The organism is Volucribacter amazonae (genome assembly GCF_029783845.1).
Lineage (GTDB): Bacteria > Pseudomonadota > Gammaproteobacteria > Enterobacterales > Pasteurellaceae > Volucribacter > Volucribacter amazonae.
In genome coordinates this window covers 494,531-510,942 of sequence record NZ_LWID01000001.1, presented here as the reverse complement: position 1 = coordinate 510,942, position 16,412 = coordinate 494,531, and the positions used below count along the sequence as shown (strand labels likewise).

Genomic DNA, 16,412 nt, shown 5'->3' with positions numbered 1-16,412 from the left:
TTTATTTATTGTAAGCTGTCTGTAAATATGATTTAATTACTTCCGAAATATTTACGGAGGATCTATGAAAAAATTATTGGTAATTGGATTAATTAGTGCTGTGCTAGCGGGTTGTTCTGTTAATAAAGAGCTTGTTGCCACTGGTGGAAGCAAGGCAGATGGTACAATTGAATTATCTTTTGAACATTCGCCATTTGAAACCCCTATAATCAATGAAGAAAAAGGGCTAGAACTTGCCAAAAAAAGATGTTCTGCTTGGGGATATGAAAATGCTGAAAAATTTGGTGGGCAAAAACAAATATGTACTCGCTTTGGTGGATTTGGCGGATGCGCTCTTTTTTTAGTGACTATTCAATATCAGTGTTTGGATAAATAATTCCTCAGTAATATCTTAGAATAGCGCCCCTACTAATGAAAATTAGCAGGGGATTTTATTTGACAACCAACCCTCATTTCATTATTATCATCAACAAGGTGTCGCAGCCTTAACAAGAAGCGGTAATCCGCAACCGAAATCCTATGCGGTTTTTTTGTATCTAGAATTTGACTTTTCCTTTTCTCTTTCCAGTCAATTTTAGAGTAAAAAACGGTAATAAAAAATCAATGCCGAGAGGGCGAGGAATACAATACCCGAAAGGGGAATAACTCCAGCTGACTTCTTGCAGCTTGCGAACCTCTTGGCACCCCTTATGTGTTGGGTACAAATTTCGCAAAATACAAGGAGACTAATATGTCTAATCAAATTTCATTTCAAACTTTTAATTTTAATAACACCCCTATCCGTATTGAAATTAAAAACAAAGAACCATTATTTTGTTTAACTGATGTCGCTCAGGTTTTGGATATTCAAAATGCTAACCCATTGAGATTTAACTTAAAAAATGACGGTATACATTTAATGTATAGTGTCGATAGTAAGGGCAGAAAGAATGAAATTACATTCATTAACGAACCTAATTTATATCGAGTGATTTTCAAATCACGCAAAGCAGAAGCGGTAAAATTCCAAGACTGGATTTTTGAAGAAGTGATCCCGCAAATCCGCCAAACAGGGCGGTATAGTATTCAGCAATAACAGCAACTCCCCTTACCCAAACCAGAGCCTACCTATACATTCAAATTCACTGAATATGAATTACAACAATTGGCTTGGTTATGGTTCGGACATAAACAAATGAACGAACTACTTGGCGAACTTATCGAGCCACTAGAAGCATTAGGCTCACGATTTAAAGGCAAGGTGTACAGCCACCACCACGAATATCGCCGACAATACGAAAATACCCAACAAACGCTACAACGGCTGATACGTCCTTTTGTTAATTCTAAAGAACTTAACTGGACAAGGGTAATTCCATGTATCTGCCCAAACCGACAGCTTATTAATAAAACGGATTTCTAAAAACTTCCCCAAAATCGACCGCTCTTATTTTAGGAGCGGTTTTTTATTATCCAAAATCCTCAGACAGCTTTAAATTGGTAGATACCAAGCCTGTAAAGGTAGATTTGTTGTAGGCAATACAACCCGATCAGAAATGGTCGGGTTTTTTATTATCTAAAACCCAAGAGGCATATCATATGGAAACATTAAAAGCAGAATTTTTAGGACAACAAATCACATTAGTGGATAACAATGGCGTAGCCTATGTTGCTATGCGTGAGATTGTTGAAGGGATTGGACTTGATTGGAAGTCTCAACATAGAAAATTAATCTATCAGTCTGGTAAATTCAGTTGTGGTCATATCACCACAACAGGGAAAGATGGCAAGAAATATGAAATGCTTTGTATCCCCATCAAAAAGCTAAACGGCTGGCTATTTTCAATTAATCCTAACAAAGTGCGTTCGGATTTAAAAACACGCTTAGAGGAATATCAGGAAGAATGTTTCTTAGCTTTATGGGATTACTGGACGCTAGGCGTAGCTAGACGTGATGAGGTTAAGAATAAATTATTAGAATGGAAACAAAAGGACTTAGAATCAAAAGAACGGGGGAGTGAAGCTGGTCGATTGCTAAATAAAAGAAAGCAAGAGAAAGCAATGTTAGAGATTGAGTTTTTACAGATTAAACAAATGGAGCTATTTATGCCAATTTAAAAGCATTGACAACTAACTCCTTGTTATCGTAATAAAAAACAAACCCCGATTACGGCAAACAATCGGGGGTTTTCTTTTACCCCTTATCCAAGTTTAGCAACTAAGGAGCAATTTTGATTAAGTATACACCAAAACATCAAGTAAAGGTAGGTGGAAAAAATAAGTAATTTACAAAAATCGACTAAACCAAATAACACGACCAATGATGTTCACTTTGCCTTTATTCATATATATTGGTAGATAGTTTTCATTGACGGAGCTGAGAATATACTCTTTAGCAAAATCATTATAGCTAACAAGTTTTACTCCACAATAATCCTCGATTTCAATTAAGCATGCTGAATTTAGAGTGATTTTTGTATCTGATTTATCAATCAGTAAAATGTCTCCGTCTTGGAATAAAGGTGCCATAGCATCACCTTTATAGTAGTAAGCTAATAAATTCTTTGAATCTATATGTTTAGGTAACATATCATCTGCAATATGAAAATAATCTGAGTCATAGTCTTCACTTAAGTAAAAAGGTACTTTAATTAAGCTAGTCTCATTTTGTTCAAGTGATTTGATAAGTGTCTCTAAATCAATATGTAGTACTTCGGCTATACGTTTTGCAGTTTCTATACGGGGTTTAGATAAACCATTTTCGTATTTAGAAATCAGTGCTGGCGTAATATTTGTTAGAGATGCAACCTCTTTTTGGGCTAGATTTAGTTTAATCCTCTTTTCTTTTATTAGCTGTTTAAATGGCAATAAAGGCATAAAAATTACTCTTATAAATAAAAAATTATTTGAAATTATCTTTTTTAATGATAATATTACTACTGATTACTTAATTGTGATCGACTATATAATATTAACACAAATTTATAGGTGAATACTATGAAAGAAAAAACAAGTAAAAAAAACATTACTGCAAACTTACCCACTTATCTCGTTGAATGGCTACAAAATTCGGCTAAAAAGAATTATCGCTCGGTAACACGTGAACTTCAGCGTTGTTTAGAAGAATGTATGAAAAATGAAAGTACAAAAGCATAGAAATAAGAAAGCCTTAATGGCGGCAACCATTAAGGCTTACGAAGAAACCTCTAATTAGCATCTAGGAGATTCAATTATGAATAATACTACTTTATCAGCAGAAATTCAAAACATTTCTACCCATAAACGTGCAGTTAAAACTGTCAATTTCCACAACCAAATACTTTTAACCATTGAACAAAACAACATTCATTATGTTGCTATGCGTCCTATATGTGAAAATATTGGTTTAGATTGGGCTGCTCAATATTCAAGAATTAAGCGTGACGAAGTGCTTTCGCAAGGTGTTGTCATCATAACAACACCTTCAAATGGTGGAGAACAACAAACACTTTGCCTACCAATCCAATACCTAAACGGTTGGTTGTTTGGCATTGATACAAAAAGAGTTAAACTAGAAATTAGAGAAACCTTAATTAAATATAAAAAAGAGTGCTACCAAGCTCTACATGATTATTGGTTTAAAGGCGAAGCTAAAAGAGAAATTAAACCACAAAAACTCACGAAAGAACACCAACTGTTTTTAAAAGATTTGGTAATGGATCGCACAAAACGGTTGCCGAAAGACAAGCAAGCCAAAGGGGCAATAACCCAATGGTCTGCGTTAAAAACGCATTTTGGTAAGTCTTATAAAGACATTGATGATGAACAGTTTGTGGAGGCAGTGAGCTTATTGGCAAGGTTGCCATTAGAGGGCGAGCTAATCGTTGAACAACAAAATACAGAGATGATTCAACTGCCCTACTCTATTTTTCTCGGTATTATGAAACATACTCGCTTGGCGAAGAAACTCGGTGAAAAAACAGAAACACTGCATAGAACGCTTTTTGAGTTATTAAAGATAGATCGTTATACCAGAAACGATCTTGCCGCCATAGCCTATGATGTCAGAGCTGAATTTAATGCTGTCTTAGATGTGGGCGAAAAATACTTGCGAGAATATCAAATTAAAAATGGCTTACTAGAGGAAATAAAGCCTAGAGTAAGAATGATAGCAAAATACTAGAAATTTTTTGAAAATCGACCGCACTTCGGTGCGGTTAAAGATGAGATTGATAAACTATTTAAACTTTGCTAATGTTAAGTAAAGCTAATCAAAAAAACAAAGGAGAAGAGCAATGGATAAATTCTATGATTTTCTTTTTAAGTCAACGAATTTTGCCTTTTTATGTGTCTTTATCGGTTTTTCTATCGTTGCTTTGCTTTTTATTGGCATTGTTGTCTATTCTGTTGTATTAAAACAAAGTGAATATCTCGAGTTTTTATTATGGGGATTTCTTCCTCTGATCATTATTACTCTTATTTATTACGGCATTAATTATTATAAATTTCATCAAGAGCTAAATAAAAAACACGCTGAACAACTTGCTAAAATAGCACGTGAAAGCCAAATCAGACAACAAAAACTTGAGGAAAGAGCATTAGAACTGGAAAGAAAATTAGCCAATTCTCCCGATATGACTGCTGAAGAAGTAACAACGCTATTGGAAGAGTTTTGTGCTAATGCCCCTCAAAAAGTACAAAGTAGCAAAAAAGAAGAAAATCCCCTTATCATCAATGTTAAAGTTACTTATGTTAAACCTAATGAAGAACAACAGAGAGGATAAAGTGATGTTAGAATTTATTGATAAATGTGCTTGCAAAATACTGAATATTTGCTTTTTTATTATAGTGTTTTTTTTCCTCTATTTTTGTGGTTTTGTTTTGTGGGTTATGGTAAAAGATTCAGAACTTTTCTGGACGATATTAAAAGTGGCAGGTCTCTTTTTAGTGGCACTACTGATTGGTTTAAGTACTTTCTCTTATTGGTTGCAGCAAAAAATAAAAAAAGATCTGTCGAAACCAACCGATAACGGGGTTAAATATATCATCATCAAATAATCATCTTTAACAACAATATAAAGCTCGCTTTGGCGGGCTTTTTTTATGGAGAAAATTATGTCTGGTGGATTAGGTCATCTCAATATTCAGCTTAGTTTAGATCAAGTTAAATTCCAGCAAAACTTACACAAAGCCCAACAAAAAGCCAAACAGTTTTCTGAACGCACTACCCAATATTTGGGTAATATTGAAAAAGCAATGAACTCCATTGATAGTTCCAATTCTTGGACAAGATGGGCTGTAAAATTAACGATTGGAAAAAATATAGTCAAAAGTGCGTTAGCTCAAGCCGATAGCTACACCGAATTACGCAATAAAATGGCATTGGTTACCGAATCAGCTACCGCCCAAAGTCAAGCCTTAGCCAATGTGTTTGATATTTCTATGCGAACCGCTCAAAGTGTAGAAGCAACTTCCTCGGTTTATCAAACTTTCGCACAAAATGCCAAACAATTGGGGCTTAATCAAGCGGATGTCGCAAATTTAACAGAGACCGTATCCAAAGCTGTGGCGATTTCTGGAGCAAGCACGGCAACAGCTTCTAATGCGTTAATTCAATTTAGTCAATCTTTATTAATGGGTAAGCTCAAAGCTCAAGAGTTTAATTCCTTAATGACCCAAACCCCTGCGGTAATCCAAGCCATTGCCAATGGGCTAGGTTTAACCACTGCTCAGCTTAAGGCGATGGTAGATAAAGGCGAAATTAGTGCAGAGAAAATGATTGAGGGCTTACGCAAAGCCAAAACCAGCGTTGATGAGTTACACCGCCAAACGGCTTTAACGGTTAACGGCGCTTTTGGTAATTTAAGCACCGCAATGACAAAATTTGTCGGCGAAGTGGATCAGGCTCATGGTGTTTCACAAAAACTTGCGGAAGCTATTGATTATGTTGCCCAAAATTTAGAGGAAACAATAAAAATGGCTGGCTTATTTATTGCCGCCTTATCCTTAGGGCATATAGGGAAATATACCGCCGCATTAGTCAGAAAAAGTTATGCTATCGCTAAAAACACGTCTGAGACAATAAAAGAGGCGCAGGCAATTCACAATAAGGTTCAAGCAGAATTAAAAGAAGCACAATCAACACAACGCCTTTTAGAAAGACAGCTAAGATTAAGCACAATAGAACAGCAAAGAATTGCTATTCGTCATCAAATAGAAGCTCAAAGCGTGCGGATAAAACAGCTCACAGATGCAGAAACGCTAGCTCAGCAAAATCTTACCTATACGAAAGTATTAGCGACTAGAGCCACTAAAGGTCTACAAGCCGCAATGGGCTTAATAGGTGGACCCGCTGGAGCAGCAACTATTGCAATAGGGGCTTTAGTTTCTTTTGTTTATCAAGCCAAACAAGCCAGAGAACAGGCACTTGATACTGCCAGTGCCAATGATCGTTTAGCGGAAAGTTACGACAACTTGACTGAATCCGCTTTAAACTTAAAGATTCATCAACAATTAGAACAGTTAGAAAACTACGAAGAACAAATCAAAAAAACACAACAAGCTATTAGTATCATTCAACAAGCCGCTTGGCAATTTGGATTGCCTATCAGTGAAAAAGAGTTAAAAAATATCCAAAAATTGCAAGCGGAATTAGAGCAATTAAAAGAAAATCAAAATATCGATCTATCGGCTTTAGAAAAACAGCTTACTCAACTGGGGAAAACCTTTATCCGTAGCGGCAAAAACATTGAGGAGTTCAAACAACATTTAAAAGTCATGGGAATTCAAGCAGATTTGGTAGAAAAGGTTATTCAAAATGTGCCACTAAGCCTTGATGAGTTAACCGATAGTACCAAACAAAGCGAGCAAGCCATTATTGATTTTGAACAGGCTCTCAAAAAGCTAGCCGAGAAAGAACAAGAGGTTTCTCAACGCCTTGAGATTTTAACTCTTGAAACCGCAGGGCATAATAAAGAGGCTTATGTACTGGCAGGGCTTTATCAAACCCTTGGGGTAACCGGTAAAGAATATGCTGAAGTATTAAAAGCGATTGCCACAGGGGATATTGAAGCGGCAGAAAGTGCGGCACAAGCCATTAATCTTTCCGCTGAGAGCTTACAGACTATGCTTAATATGGCGGGGCAATTAGGGGGAATGTATGAAAAGGATAAACAAAGCCAAACATTAAGTAAAAACCTGAAAGCAAGTGCCAAAAAAACCACGCAAGAGTTACGCAAAGAATGGACAGATTATTTTTATCAACTTGAACGCACTGGGGCAAATACTTGGCAAACGATTCAACTTGAAGAACAACGTTCTTTGCAAGAATTGGCGGAGAAATTGAAACATAGCATAGCCAGCTATGAAGAAGTAGAGCAAGCAAAAACATTGATTGTTCAACGTTATGCTAAACAACGTGCAGAATTAGCCGCCAGATACGATGTAAAACTTGCCGCTAAACACCAACTTGATCAACAAACACAAGAAATTGATGAGTTGCAAAAGGCAGGCGCATTAGGTTCATTGGAAGCAACTCGAGCTAAACAAAATGCCAAGTTTCAATATGCCCAAACTGTAGCACAAAATGCCGTATCTCCATTAGATCAAATGCAAGCCCTTTACGATCCAAATCAAGCAATACAAAATCAGCAAAGCCAAGAACTGGCTTTATTACAAGCCTTCAACGAGCAAAAGTTGATGACTGAGGAGGAATTCCAGCGGCGTAAACAGCAAATTATTGATCGTTATAAATATGATCAACAGCAAAAAGATTTGACCGCTTATTCTGAAGGCTTATCGGCTTTAGGATCTAGCTTTGAACAAATGGCATCCATGGTGGAACAATCTGCGGGGAAACAATCAGCCGCTTATAAAACCATTTTCGCTACGGCGAAAGCCTTTGCCATTGCGGAAGGTATGGTCAATATTTATAGTGCCGCCATAAAAGTGATGAACGATTGGGATAGTATGACCTATGCGGAAAGGATTGGTAAAAGTATGGCATTAATGGCACAAGGTATGGGCTTAATTACCAAAATTTCTAGTGTAGGATTTGCTAGTGGTGGTTATACGGGAGATGGCGGTAAATATGCTCCTGCGGGCATTGTCCATCGTGGCGAATATGTGATAACTAAAGAGGCTACTGCTCGTTTAGGTCGGGGCTTTTTAGATCAGCTTAATTATGGCATTGTTCCTCGTCGTGGTTTTGCCACTGGGGGAGGTATCGCAATCCCTGCTGTCCCTCGTCAAAATACAAATTTTTCCCCATCAAATGGGCAAACAACTTCGCAAGTGAATATTACGATCAATATTGATAAGTCAGGTAATGAAGAGAGTGATACTAAACAACAGGCTCAACAAGCCGCAACATTGGGAAGAGAGTTAGAAGCTGCTGTTTTAGCCGTATTACATAAACAACGTCGCCCGGGTGGGCTCTTATCAGGAGGATAAATGACATTAGAGATCTTAGCTTATTGCCCTAAACCGGGTTACAGCATAGCTAGTGAACCTCGTCGCAAGGTAAATCAATTTGGAGACGGTTATCAGCAACGTCAAGTTGATGGACTTAATCCTTTATTACGGGAATATCAATTAACCTTCAACCTTAATCATCGACAAGCGAAACAGTTTGAACAGTTTTTGATTAAAAAAGGCGGGGTTACCGCTTTTTTATTTCGAGAAAAACCGAAAGAAAATCTTATCAAAGTGGTTTGCCCTAAATGGGGGCAAATTGTGGGAAAAACCCATATTGAGTTTAATTGTACTTTTGAGGAAGTTGTGTAATGCCCAATATCATCACCAACCAAATGAAACTGGATTTAGCTCGCCTTGAACAAGATGCTATGGTGGAATTGTTTGAGGTGGATTTACGTGGGCTTAAGGATAGAGATGGCATCAATGGCGAACTTTATCGCTTTTATGCGGGGAGTAATCAGATGATGCAACCTATTACTTGGCAAGGGAAGGTTTATCAGCCTTATGGGGTAAAAGCGGACGGTTTTGAACTCTCTGGGCAGGGACCGAGCAATCGTCCAACCTTAACCTTAGCCAATATTAATGGTTTTATCACAGGATTGATTGAGCGTTTTGAACAATGCCTTGGGGCTATTGTGCGACGGCGTTTGATTTATGCCCAATATCTTGATGCGGTTAATTTTGCTGAGGGGAATCCACAAGCCGATCCTACGCAAGAGGCGTTGAGTGTCTTTGTGATTGAGCAACTCTCTAGCTTGAAACAGGATATTGCGAGCTTTACCTTAGCCTTACCGTTAGAAACGGATAATGCGATGATTTCTTCACGCTTAGTCACAGTAACCTGTTGTTGGTTATATCGTAGCAGTGAATGTGGTTACACTGGTCCTGCGGTTGCCGATGAAAAAGATCAGCCTGTTATTGATATGACAAAAGATAAATGTAGCCGTCTTCATACGGGCTGTAAATTGCGGGGTAACCTTGCCAATTTTGGTGGGTTTGTGAGTGTGAATAAATTAGCTTAGGGGGAATGATGTTAGCCTTAAAACAAACAATACTGGCTTATGCCAAACAATGTGAACCGCAAGAATGTTGCGGTTTTGTTGTTTTTAGGGGCAAGCAACAGGTGTTTATCCCTTGTCAAAATATCGCACAAGACCCTGAGAACTTTTTTGAAATTGCCCCAGAGGACTTTATTCAAGCTAGCCAATATGATGGCATTGTTGCCTTGGTACATTCCCACCCTAAGGGCGAGCCGAGATTATCGCCGATGGATCGGCAAATGCAGCTTTATTCTGGCTTAGATTGGTGGTTAGTTGCCAACAATGAAGTCCATCGCTTTGCCTATATCCCCCCTTTACTAGGGCGACCTTTTGAACATGGTGTAACGGATTGCTATTCCCTTTTTCGGGATTTTTACCGTTTAGCTGGCGAGGAATTGCCTGATTTTGAGCGTGCGGATTATTGGTGGGAAACGGGACAAAATTTGTATTTAGACAATATGACTCAATACGGCTTTGAGCGGTTGCCAGCGGAAAGTGCGGTGCAAATTGGCGATATTATTTTAATGCAAGTGGGGGCAGAAGTCCCCAATCACGCAGCCATTTATCTTGGCGATCAACAGGTATTACATCATTCCCCTAAGCGTTTATCAAAACGCGATTTATACGATGGGTATTGGTTAAAGCATACTCATAGCATTTGGAGATTTAGACAATGGTCAAGGTTAGATTTTACGGTTCCCTTAAACAGTTTGGCACAGTATTCTGCTTAGATTGTCAGAATGTCGCTGAGATTATCCGCGCATTAACCACGCAAAATCCGGCATTACGTCAGTTTATGCAACAGGGGTTATTTAAAATCCGTATCGGTAAGGATTATCTGGATAATCGTTTTCTTGAAAAAGGGATGTTTTACCGTTTAAAAGACAATATGACAGTGCATTTTACGCCAGTATTAAAAGGAGCAAAAAAATCTGGCATAGGAATATTTCAAACCATTGTAGGAGCAATAATGGTTGTCGTAGGCTTTGCTCTTTCTTGGACAGGTGTTGGAGCGGCAATAGGTACTTTAGGAGTTGGGTTATTAGTCGGAGGGGTAGCACAAATGCTAACAAAAACCCCTAATATGAGCAATAACGGCAATGATACGGAAAAAACACGTTCTACCTCTTTTTCCAATCTTAGCAATATGGTGGCACAGGGCAAAATGGTGCCATTGGCTTATGGGCAAATTCGTACCGGCTCATTAGTTATTTCGCAAGGGGTAGAAACCTATGATGTTGACTCAGCAACACAAGATAATTCCTCAGTGGGTTTTAGAAAAGGTCAAATAAAGATAAGTTAAGGAGAGAATATGGGCGGTAGTCAAGGTGGTGGCGGTCGTACGCCAGTGGAAGCCAAAGAAAGCGGACGTTCTAAACAGAAGGTTAAGATTGTTGAGATTATTTCAGAGGGAGAAATTCAGGGGCTTGTTGATGGGGTAAAATCTGTCTTTTTAGATAACACCCCTATTCAAGCGAGCGATGACAGCTATAACTTTGAAAACGTGGTCGCCGAGGGGCGAATTGGTAGCCAAGATCAAGATATTTTAACGGGATTTGATACTTCTGAGAAAGAAGTGTCGGTAGGAACGCAAGTTCGTAAAACCACGCCGATTACCCGTACTATTACTGATAACAAGGTAACCCGTTTACGCTTAACCTTAGGGGTACAATCTTTATTTGCTCAAAACGATCAGGGCGATACTAATCCTACCCATGTGGACTTGAAAATAAGCATTGGCGATAAAAGCTACTCAGTGAGTATTCATGGCAAATATAGTTCACAATATTTACGCCAATTTGTTTATCAGGATTTGCCCCCTGTGCCGTTTCGTGTGAAAGTGGAGCGAATCACTGCGGATAGTCAATCACAACGTTTACAAAATAATACCCTTTGGGCCAGTTATACGGAAATTATTGATACAGAATTTACCTACCCTAATACGGCGGTGGTGGGAATGAATTTTGATTCCGAATATTTTAGCTCAATACCTAACCGCACTTATGAGGTGCTTGGCATTAAGGTCAAAGTACCGAGCAATTACGATCCTATTACACGTCAATATCAAGGCATGTGGGACGGCACTTTTAAGATCGCTTGGACAAATAATCCCGCTTGGGTGCTTTATGATATTGTAACCAATAAACGTTACGGCTTAGGGCAACGCTTAGGGGATTTCGGCGTAGATAAATGGGCATTATATCAAGTGGCACAATATTGCGATCAGCTTGTGCCAGACGGTTTTGGCGGACAAGAGCCACGTTTTACCTGTAATGCATGGATCACTGAACAACGCTCAGCCTATGAAGTGATTAATGATATTTGCTCAATTTTTCGTGCAATGCCAGTATGGAATGGGCGTGAACTCACCGTCATTATGGATCGCCCTGCCGATCCTGTTTGGACTTATACTAATGCCAATGTGCTTAATGGCGAGTTTAGTTATCAATATTCGGCAATGAAAGCCCGTCATAATGCGTTACAAGTGGAATATGCCGATGCCACGAATAATTACGAAAAAACCATTGAATATGTGTCTGATGATGAAAGTATTCGCCGTTACGGCTTAAACCTGAAAAAAATCACTGCCTTTGGTTGTACGAGCCGAGGACAAGCCCACCGCACAGGTTTATGGATTTTACAAACAGAGAAATTAGAAACCAAAACCGTTACCTTTAGTGTAGGGGCGGAAGGCTTAATGCATATCCCCGGCGATATTATCCAAGTTGCGGATAGCCATTTTGCGGGTACAGACATTGGCGGACGTGTGGTTGCAGTGAATGGGCGAATGGTTACCCTTGATCGTGAAATTGATCCACAAGGGGAAAGCTATTTTAATTATATTAATTCCTCAGCAAAATCCGTTAATATCAAAATATTAGCGGTGGCGGGTAAACAAATTACCCTTGATAGCCCGCCTACAGGCTTACAGGAGCAAGGGATATGGACGCTCACTAGCCAACAAGTCAGCTCGCAATTATTTCGAGCCTTAACCATTAGCGAGGAAGAAAAAGGCAAATACCGTATTACCGCCTTACAGCACGAGCCACAAAAAGAAGCGATTGTGGATAACGGGGCATTTTTTGAACCTAAGAAAACCACTTTATTGACAGCCCCACAATTACAACAACTTTATATTGGCACCGCAGAAAATGGGGCGATTGCTGTAACCGCCACCACCAGTAGTGGATTAGGTAGCGTAAAATATGATGTACGGATTTATAAAGACGGCAGCCTGTATGATGTCAAACTCGGTTTAAATACCCCAAATCTCACGTTGGAAGATTTACCTAATGGTGAATATCGTTTAGTGATTGCGGCGAAAAACGAAGACGGCCAGCTTATTAACGAAAAAATCGAGAGCTTTACCGTAGATAAGCCACCTATGCCTACAGGCGTGCGGGTTACTGGGGGATTAAGCGACATTAGTCTTGAATGGGATTATATTGATGAATTTACCCAAACAGAGATTTTTGCCTCAGCAAAAAATCAGCTTTCAAGTGCGGTCAAAATTGCCAAAGTTTTTGCCAAAAGTTACAGCCATAATGTCGGGGCAAAACAAATCCGCTATTACTGGCTAAGACATACGCGTGGCATCAACACAGGGGCATTTTACCAACAACAGGGCTTAAAAGGCGAAAGCGGCGTAGATATTGAGCAAGAGCTAGCTTTCCTTAACGAAAAGTTATCGGGCAATATTGTTAATGACATTATCGACACTGCCCTACCAGCTCGCAATCTTGAATTGATTAAATACGTTGATGAGCTAGACGTTAATACCAACATAGGACACAATCAAGTTAGCTATAATGGGCAGTTGTACACTTGGAATAAAGAGGAGAATAAATACAAAGCCTTAGATGTTGATACGATAGATGCAAGTAAAATCAATGGGAAAATTGGATTAAGTCAGATTGAAACCATTACATTTAACAACATTACAGGCGAGATACCTACAACAAAATTGCCTAAAATTAGCTTACAGGGTTTAAGTACTGATTTAGTTAATTCATTAAATGAAATGGATACCTATATAAGTGAAACATTTCCTAATGATTTAAATAGCGTAAAAAATAGTGTGCAACAGGTCAGCAACAGTTTAACTACTACAGCTAGATCAATCGGTACTAAAATCACGAATTTAGAAACAGCTAACAAGAATACTGCTGAAAGCATTAAAACACTTACAGCCCAATCCAAAACGAATAAACAAAATATCGCAGGGTTACAACAAAGCGTTAGTGCTATTGCTAATGATACTTCAACACAAGCACAAAGTATTAATTCATTAAATACAGAATTAGCAGGTGTAAAAGGTAATGTAACAGCGTTACAAAATAGTATTAGTGAAAACAACAAAGCTATTACTGAAAAATATAACGGTTTAAGCACAACAGTTAATAACGTAACAAGCAATATCCAAAACCTACAAAAAACGGTTAGTGATAATAATAGTACACAAGCTAAAAGTATTGAGAATTTAAGTTCACGTTTAGATAATATTAAAATTGGTGGACGTAATTTAATACTTGGATCGGAAGTTATTTTTGATAAATATACTGGTAGAGATTTAGCGAAACTAGAAGTAAGCCCGTATATTGTTGAATATATGAATAACACGCCTTTAGATTTAACAGTATCAATTTATATTGAATACTCAAACTTTAAAGGTAGTACTACATATTTATCTAGTAACCGCATAGGTCTATGTGTTGGTATCAGATACACAGACAATACCACTCAATGGGTAGAAGTCTTTTCAAATGGTGAAACCAATGTATTACCTACTAGCATTAAAGGGCGTATCTCAAAAAGCTATAAAGTTGCAGGTAACAAAACAATTAGAACTATTGATGTTTATGTGCAGAATAGATTAGCCAATTTTGATGCTATTGTGGGCTATCCACAATTAGAGATTGGTAACATTACTACAGAATGGACGAAAGCACCAGAGGACACAGATACTAAGTTGTTAGATGCAGTTAGTGCTGATATTAAAACGTTGAAAGAAACACAAACAACACAAAATACAGCTATAACACAGCAATTATCAACAGCAACAAGCAAAATAACTAACTTAGAAAGCAGACAATCCGCACAGTCAGCTACTGTCTCAAACCTACAAAAAACGGTTAGCGATACAAGCGGAAAAGTACAAAGTATTTACGGTGTAAAGATTCAGACGGTTAGCAACGGTAAGAAAGTGTTAGCAGGGATAACGCTCAACGCTAATGAAATCGCTAGTGAGATTGTACTCGCTACAAATAAGCTATTGTTGATTGATCCAACCAGTGGCAATAATACAGCACCTTTTGAAGTTAAAGCCATTAGTGGTAGTGCTAAGATTTTCTTAAAAGGAGACTTGATTGCTAGCGGAACCGTAACCGCAGATAAAATAGCAAGTAATGCTATTACTTCAAGCAAAATAGCCACCAATTCAATTAATGCGAGCCATATTGTTGCAAACAGTATTACGTCCGCCCAAATCCAAGCCGGGGCGATTAGAGCCGAGCATCTAGCCGCAGATGCAATTAGTGCAGAGAAGTTAGCCGTAGGTTTAGGTGGTAACATTATACCTAACCCTATTTTTGCCAATGATGGTTATGGTTGGAAAGAAAGTAAAGGCACTTATACCGGTACTGTTACTAGAACGTTCAGAAGTGAGGGGGATAATAATTGGACGGTTAAAGATGCTTTACCTACTGAAAAGGTATCAATGACTAGGTTTAATGGCACAGTGAATACTACCGGACGATATGATCCTATGGCTATTGTAATGAGAGTAAGTAGAGGTAAAACTTATATCTTTAGTGGTTATTTTCAATGCTTGAGATGTGAGGGAATGTTGTTGGTAGAGGAATATGCGAATGAAACTACATACACTAAATTATTAGCCCAAAGCAATCCTTTGGTACGTAGTAACGGCAATACAGATAGTAACGTAGGAGGTTCGTTTATTAATGGCTTTGCTACTGCACCAAGATACTTTTTAAAATTCACAGCACCAAATAGCGGTTGGGTAAGACTGGCATTTAGGGTGGTTAGTTGGAACGGAACTAATCCTGACGTGTACATAGGACGCCCACAATTAGAGGAAGTTCCCACCGGCGTAAATGCCCCTACTCAATGGAAGAATAGCGGTGTTACCAGTATTCATGGCGGATCAATTGTCGCCAACAGCATTACCACCGAACAACTCTCTGCAAATGCGGTAACTGCCAATAATATTGCAGCAGGTGCTATTAACAGCAACCACATTGCCACTAACAGCATTAACGCTAATCACATTGTCAGTAAATCCCTTACCGCTGATTTACTTAATGTCAGCAGTTTATCAGCGATTAGTGCGAATTTAGGGGCTGTTACGGCTGGACGGATTACAGGAACAACCATTGAAGGTAATCAAATTGTCGGAGGAAGTATTTCGGGTACAACCTTAACAGGTTCAACGGTAAAAGGAGGTATAATTGAAGGAAATACCATTAATGGCGGCGTAATAAATGGGGCAACAGGAAATTTTGCTGGCACTATTTATGCTCAAAATATTATTGGTGATGTCGTAAAAATGTATGTTTGCAATAAAAATCAAGTCATAACTATTGGAGCAATGCCTTTTACAAGAATACTTATTTTAATTCCTATTATGATTAGTACTAAATACACCTCTGTACAATCAGGAAGTAATCCGAATGTAACAAGAAGAACATATCATAAAGTATTTATCGATAATGTAGATAATAACAAGGCTATTATAAGTGATGAGGTTATAGCTTATAGTGGAGGTGAAAGAGAATATAAAATGGTATCGGGGTACTATACTATTCCTGCTGATACAGAGCTTAAACTCAAATATCGTACTTATAACAATGGATCATCTCCAAATACGGTTACTTTTCTTGTATCTAAAGTTTAATCAAATCAATTCGTAATCCAACTAAT

Annotated in this window: 15 protein-coding genes; 14 read left to right on the top strand and 1 reads right to left on the bottom strand. The window is 38.3% G+C overall.

The annotated features are described in order from the left end of the window. Positions 1-64: 64 nt before the first annotated feature. The 4 genes from yecR to A6A20_RS02530 all read left to right on the top strand — a co-directional run bounded on the left by yecR (position 65) and on the right by A6A20_RS02530 (position 2,097). Positions 65-376 carry a YecR family lipoprotein gene (yecR, locus tag A6A20_RS02545; protein ID WP_279571995.1) on the top strand — a complete coding sequence of 104 codons (312 nt, stop codon included), beginning with the start codon at positions 65-67 and terminating at the stop codon, positions 374-376. A 354-nt stretch (positions 377-730) separates the two neighbouring features. Further along, positions 731-1,075, top strand: coding sequence for a BRO-N domain-containing protein (locus A6A20_RS02540; RefSeq protein ID WP_279571994.1), 345 nt, complete (start codon positions 731-733; stop codon positions 1,073-1,075). Between the two features lie 69 nt (positions 1,076-1,144). Beyond that, on the top strand, positions 1,145-1,402 hold the full coding sequence (locus A6A20_RS02535) for a P22AR C-terminal domain-containing protein (protein WP_424585404.1): 258 nt from the start codon (positions 1,145-1,147) through the stop codon (positions 1,400-1,402). A 176-nt stretch (positions 1,403-1,578) separates the two neighbouring features. Beyond that, on the top strand, positions 1,579-2,097 hold the full coding sequence (locus A6A20_RS02530) for a phage antirepressor N-terminal domain-containing protein (protein WP_279571993.1): 519 nt from the start codon (positions 1,579-1,581) through the stop codon (positions 2,095-2,097). A gap of 168 nt (positions 2,098-2,265) precedes the next feature. On the opposite strand, the gene A6A20_RS02525 is transcribed toward A6A20_RS02530, so the two are convergent. Further along, entirely contained in the window at positions 2,266-2,856 is a 591-nt protein-coding gene (locus A6A20_RS02525; RefSeq protein ID WP_279571992.1) for an XRE family transcriptional regulator, read from the bottom strand. A 120-nt stretch (positions 2,857-2,976) separates the two neighbouring features. Here A6A20_RS02525 and A6A20_RS02520 point away from each other — a divergent pair, with 120 nt between their 5' ends. The 10 genes from A6A20_RS02520 (at position 2,977) to A6A20_RS02475 (ending at position 16,386) form a co-directional block, all read left to right on the top strand. After that, complete coding sequence (locus A6A20_RS02520; RefSeq protein WP_279571991.1) at positions 2,977-3,135, top strand: hypothetical protein; 159 nt, start codon at positions 2,977-2,979, stop codon at positions 3,133-3,135. Between the two features lie 76 nt (positions 3,136-3,211). After that, a complete protein-coding gene (locus A6A20_RS02515) occupies positions 3,212-4,141 on the top strand; it encodes a phage antirepressor N-terminal domain-containing protein (RefSeq protein ID WP_279571990.1) in 930 nt (309 codons plus the stop codon). A gap of 112 nt (positions 4,142-4,253) precedes the next feature. Then, a complete protein-coding gene (locus tag A6A20_RS02510; protein ID WP_279571989.1) occupies positions 4,254-4,742 on the top strand; it encodes a hypothetical protein in 489 nt (162 codons plus the stop codon). A gap of 4 nt (positions 4,743-4,746) precedes the next feature. Next, positions 4,747-5,016, top strand: coding sequence for a hypothetical protein (locus tag A6A20_RS02505; protein WP_279571988.1), 270 nt, complete (start codon positions 4,747-4,749; stop codon positions 5,014-5,016). Between the two features lie 57 nt (positions 5,017-5,073). Then, the gene (locus A6A20_RS02500) at positions 5,074-8,409 is read left to right on the top strand and encodes a tape measure protein (protein ID WP_279571987.1); all 3,336 of its coding nucleotides are present in this window, start codon (positions 5,074-5,076) and stop codon (positions 8,407-8,409) included. Further along, complete coding sequence (locus A6A20_RS02495) at positions 8,410-8,742, top strand: phage tail protein (RefSeq protein WP_279571986.1); 333 nt, start codon at positions 8,410-8,412, stop codon at positions 8,740-8,742. It begins immediately after the preceding gene. Further along, entirely contained in the window at positions 8,742-9,455 is a 714-nt protein-coding gene (locus A6A20_RS02490) for a phage minor tail protein L (protein WP_279571985.1), read from the top strand. Before A6A20_RS02495 ends, A6A20_RS02490 begins: the two co-directional genes overlap by 1 nt. 5 nt (positions 9,456-9,460) lie before the next feature. Next, positions 9,461-10,204: a C40 family peptidase gene (locus tag A6A20_RS02485; RefSeq protein ID WP_424585403.1), complete on the top strand. Its 744-nt coding sequence runs from the start codon at positions 9,461-9,463 to the stop codon at positions 10,202-10,204. After that, positions 10,147-10,776, top strand: coding sequence for a tail assembly protein (locus A6A20_RS02480; RefSeq protein WP_279571983.1), 630 nt, complete (start codon positions 10,147-10,149; stop codon positions 10,774-10,776). Before A6A20_RS02485 ends, A6A20_RS02480 begins: the two co-directional genes overlap by 58 nt. 9 nt (positions 10,777-10,785) lie before the next feature. After that, on the top strand, positions 10,786-16,386 hold the full coding sequence (locus A6A20_RS02475; protein WP_279571982.1) for a TipJ family phage tail tip protein: 5,601 nt from the start codon (positions 10,786-10,788) through the stop codon (positions 16,384-16,386). Positions 16,387-16,412: the final 26 nt, after the last annotated feature.

Bases quoted from the DNA above. Each gene is read 5' to 3' on its own strand.
- A6A20_RS02485 (WP_424585403.1), top strand. From the start codon at position 9,461: ATGATGTTAGCCTTAAAACAAACAATACTGGCTTATGCCAAACAATGT.
- A6A20_RS02520 (WP_279571991.1), top strand. From the start codon at position 2,977: ATGAAAGAAAAAACAAGTAAAAAAAACATTACTGCAAACTTACCCACT.
- A6A20_RS02525 (WP_279571992.1), bottom strand. From the start codon at position 2,856: ATGCCTTTATTGCCATTTAAACAGCTAATAAAAGAAAAGAGGATTAAA.
- A6A20_RS02530 (WP_279571993.1), top strand. From the start codon at position 1,579: ATGGAAACATTAAAAGCAGAATTTTTAGGACAACAAATCACATTAGTG.
- A6A20_RS02475 (WP_279571982.1), top strand. From the start codon at position 10,786: ATGGGCGGTAGTCAAGGTGGTGGCGGTCGTACGCCAGTGGAAGCCAAA.
- A6A20_RS02495 (WP_279571986.1), top strand. From the start codon at position 8,410: ATGACATTAGAGATCTTAGCTTATTGCCCTAAACCGGGTTACAGCATA.
- A6A20_RS02490 (WP_279571985.1), top strand. From the start codon at position 8,742: ATGCCCAATATCATCACCAACCAAATGAAACTGGATTTAGCTCGCCTT.
- A6A20_RS02505 (WP_279571988.1), top strand. From the start codon at position 4,747: ATGTTAGAATTTATTGATAAATGTGCTTGCAAAATACTGAATATTTGC.
- A6A20_RS02515 (WP_279571990.1), top strand. From the start codon at position 3,212: ATGAATAATACTACTTTATCAGCAGAAATTCAAAACATTTCTACCCAT.
- yecR (WP_279571995.1), top strand. From the start codon at position 65: ATGAAAAAATTATTGGTAATTGGATTAATTAGTGCTGTGCTAGCGGGT.
- A6A20_RS02500 (WP_279571987.1), top strand. From the start codon at position 5,074: ATGTCTGGTGGATTAGGTCATCTCAATATTCAGCTTAGTTTAGATCAA.
- A6A20_RS02540 (WP_279571994.1), top strand. From the start codon at position 731: ATGTCTAATCAAATTTCATTTCAAACTTTTAATTTTAATAACACCCCT.
- A6A20_RS02480 (WP_279571983.1), top strand. From the start codon at position 10,147: ATGGTCAAGGTTAGATTTTACGGTTCCCTTAAACAGTTTGGCACAGTA.
- A6A20_RS02510 (WP_279571989.1), top strand. From the start codon at position 4,254: ATGGATAAATTCTATGATTTTCTTTTTAAGTCAACGAATTTTGCCTTT.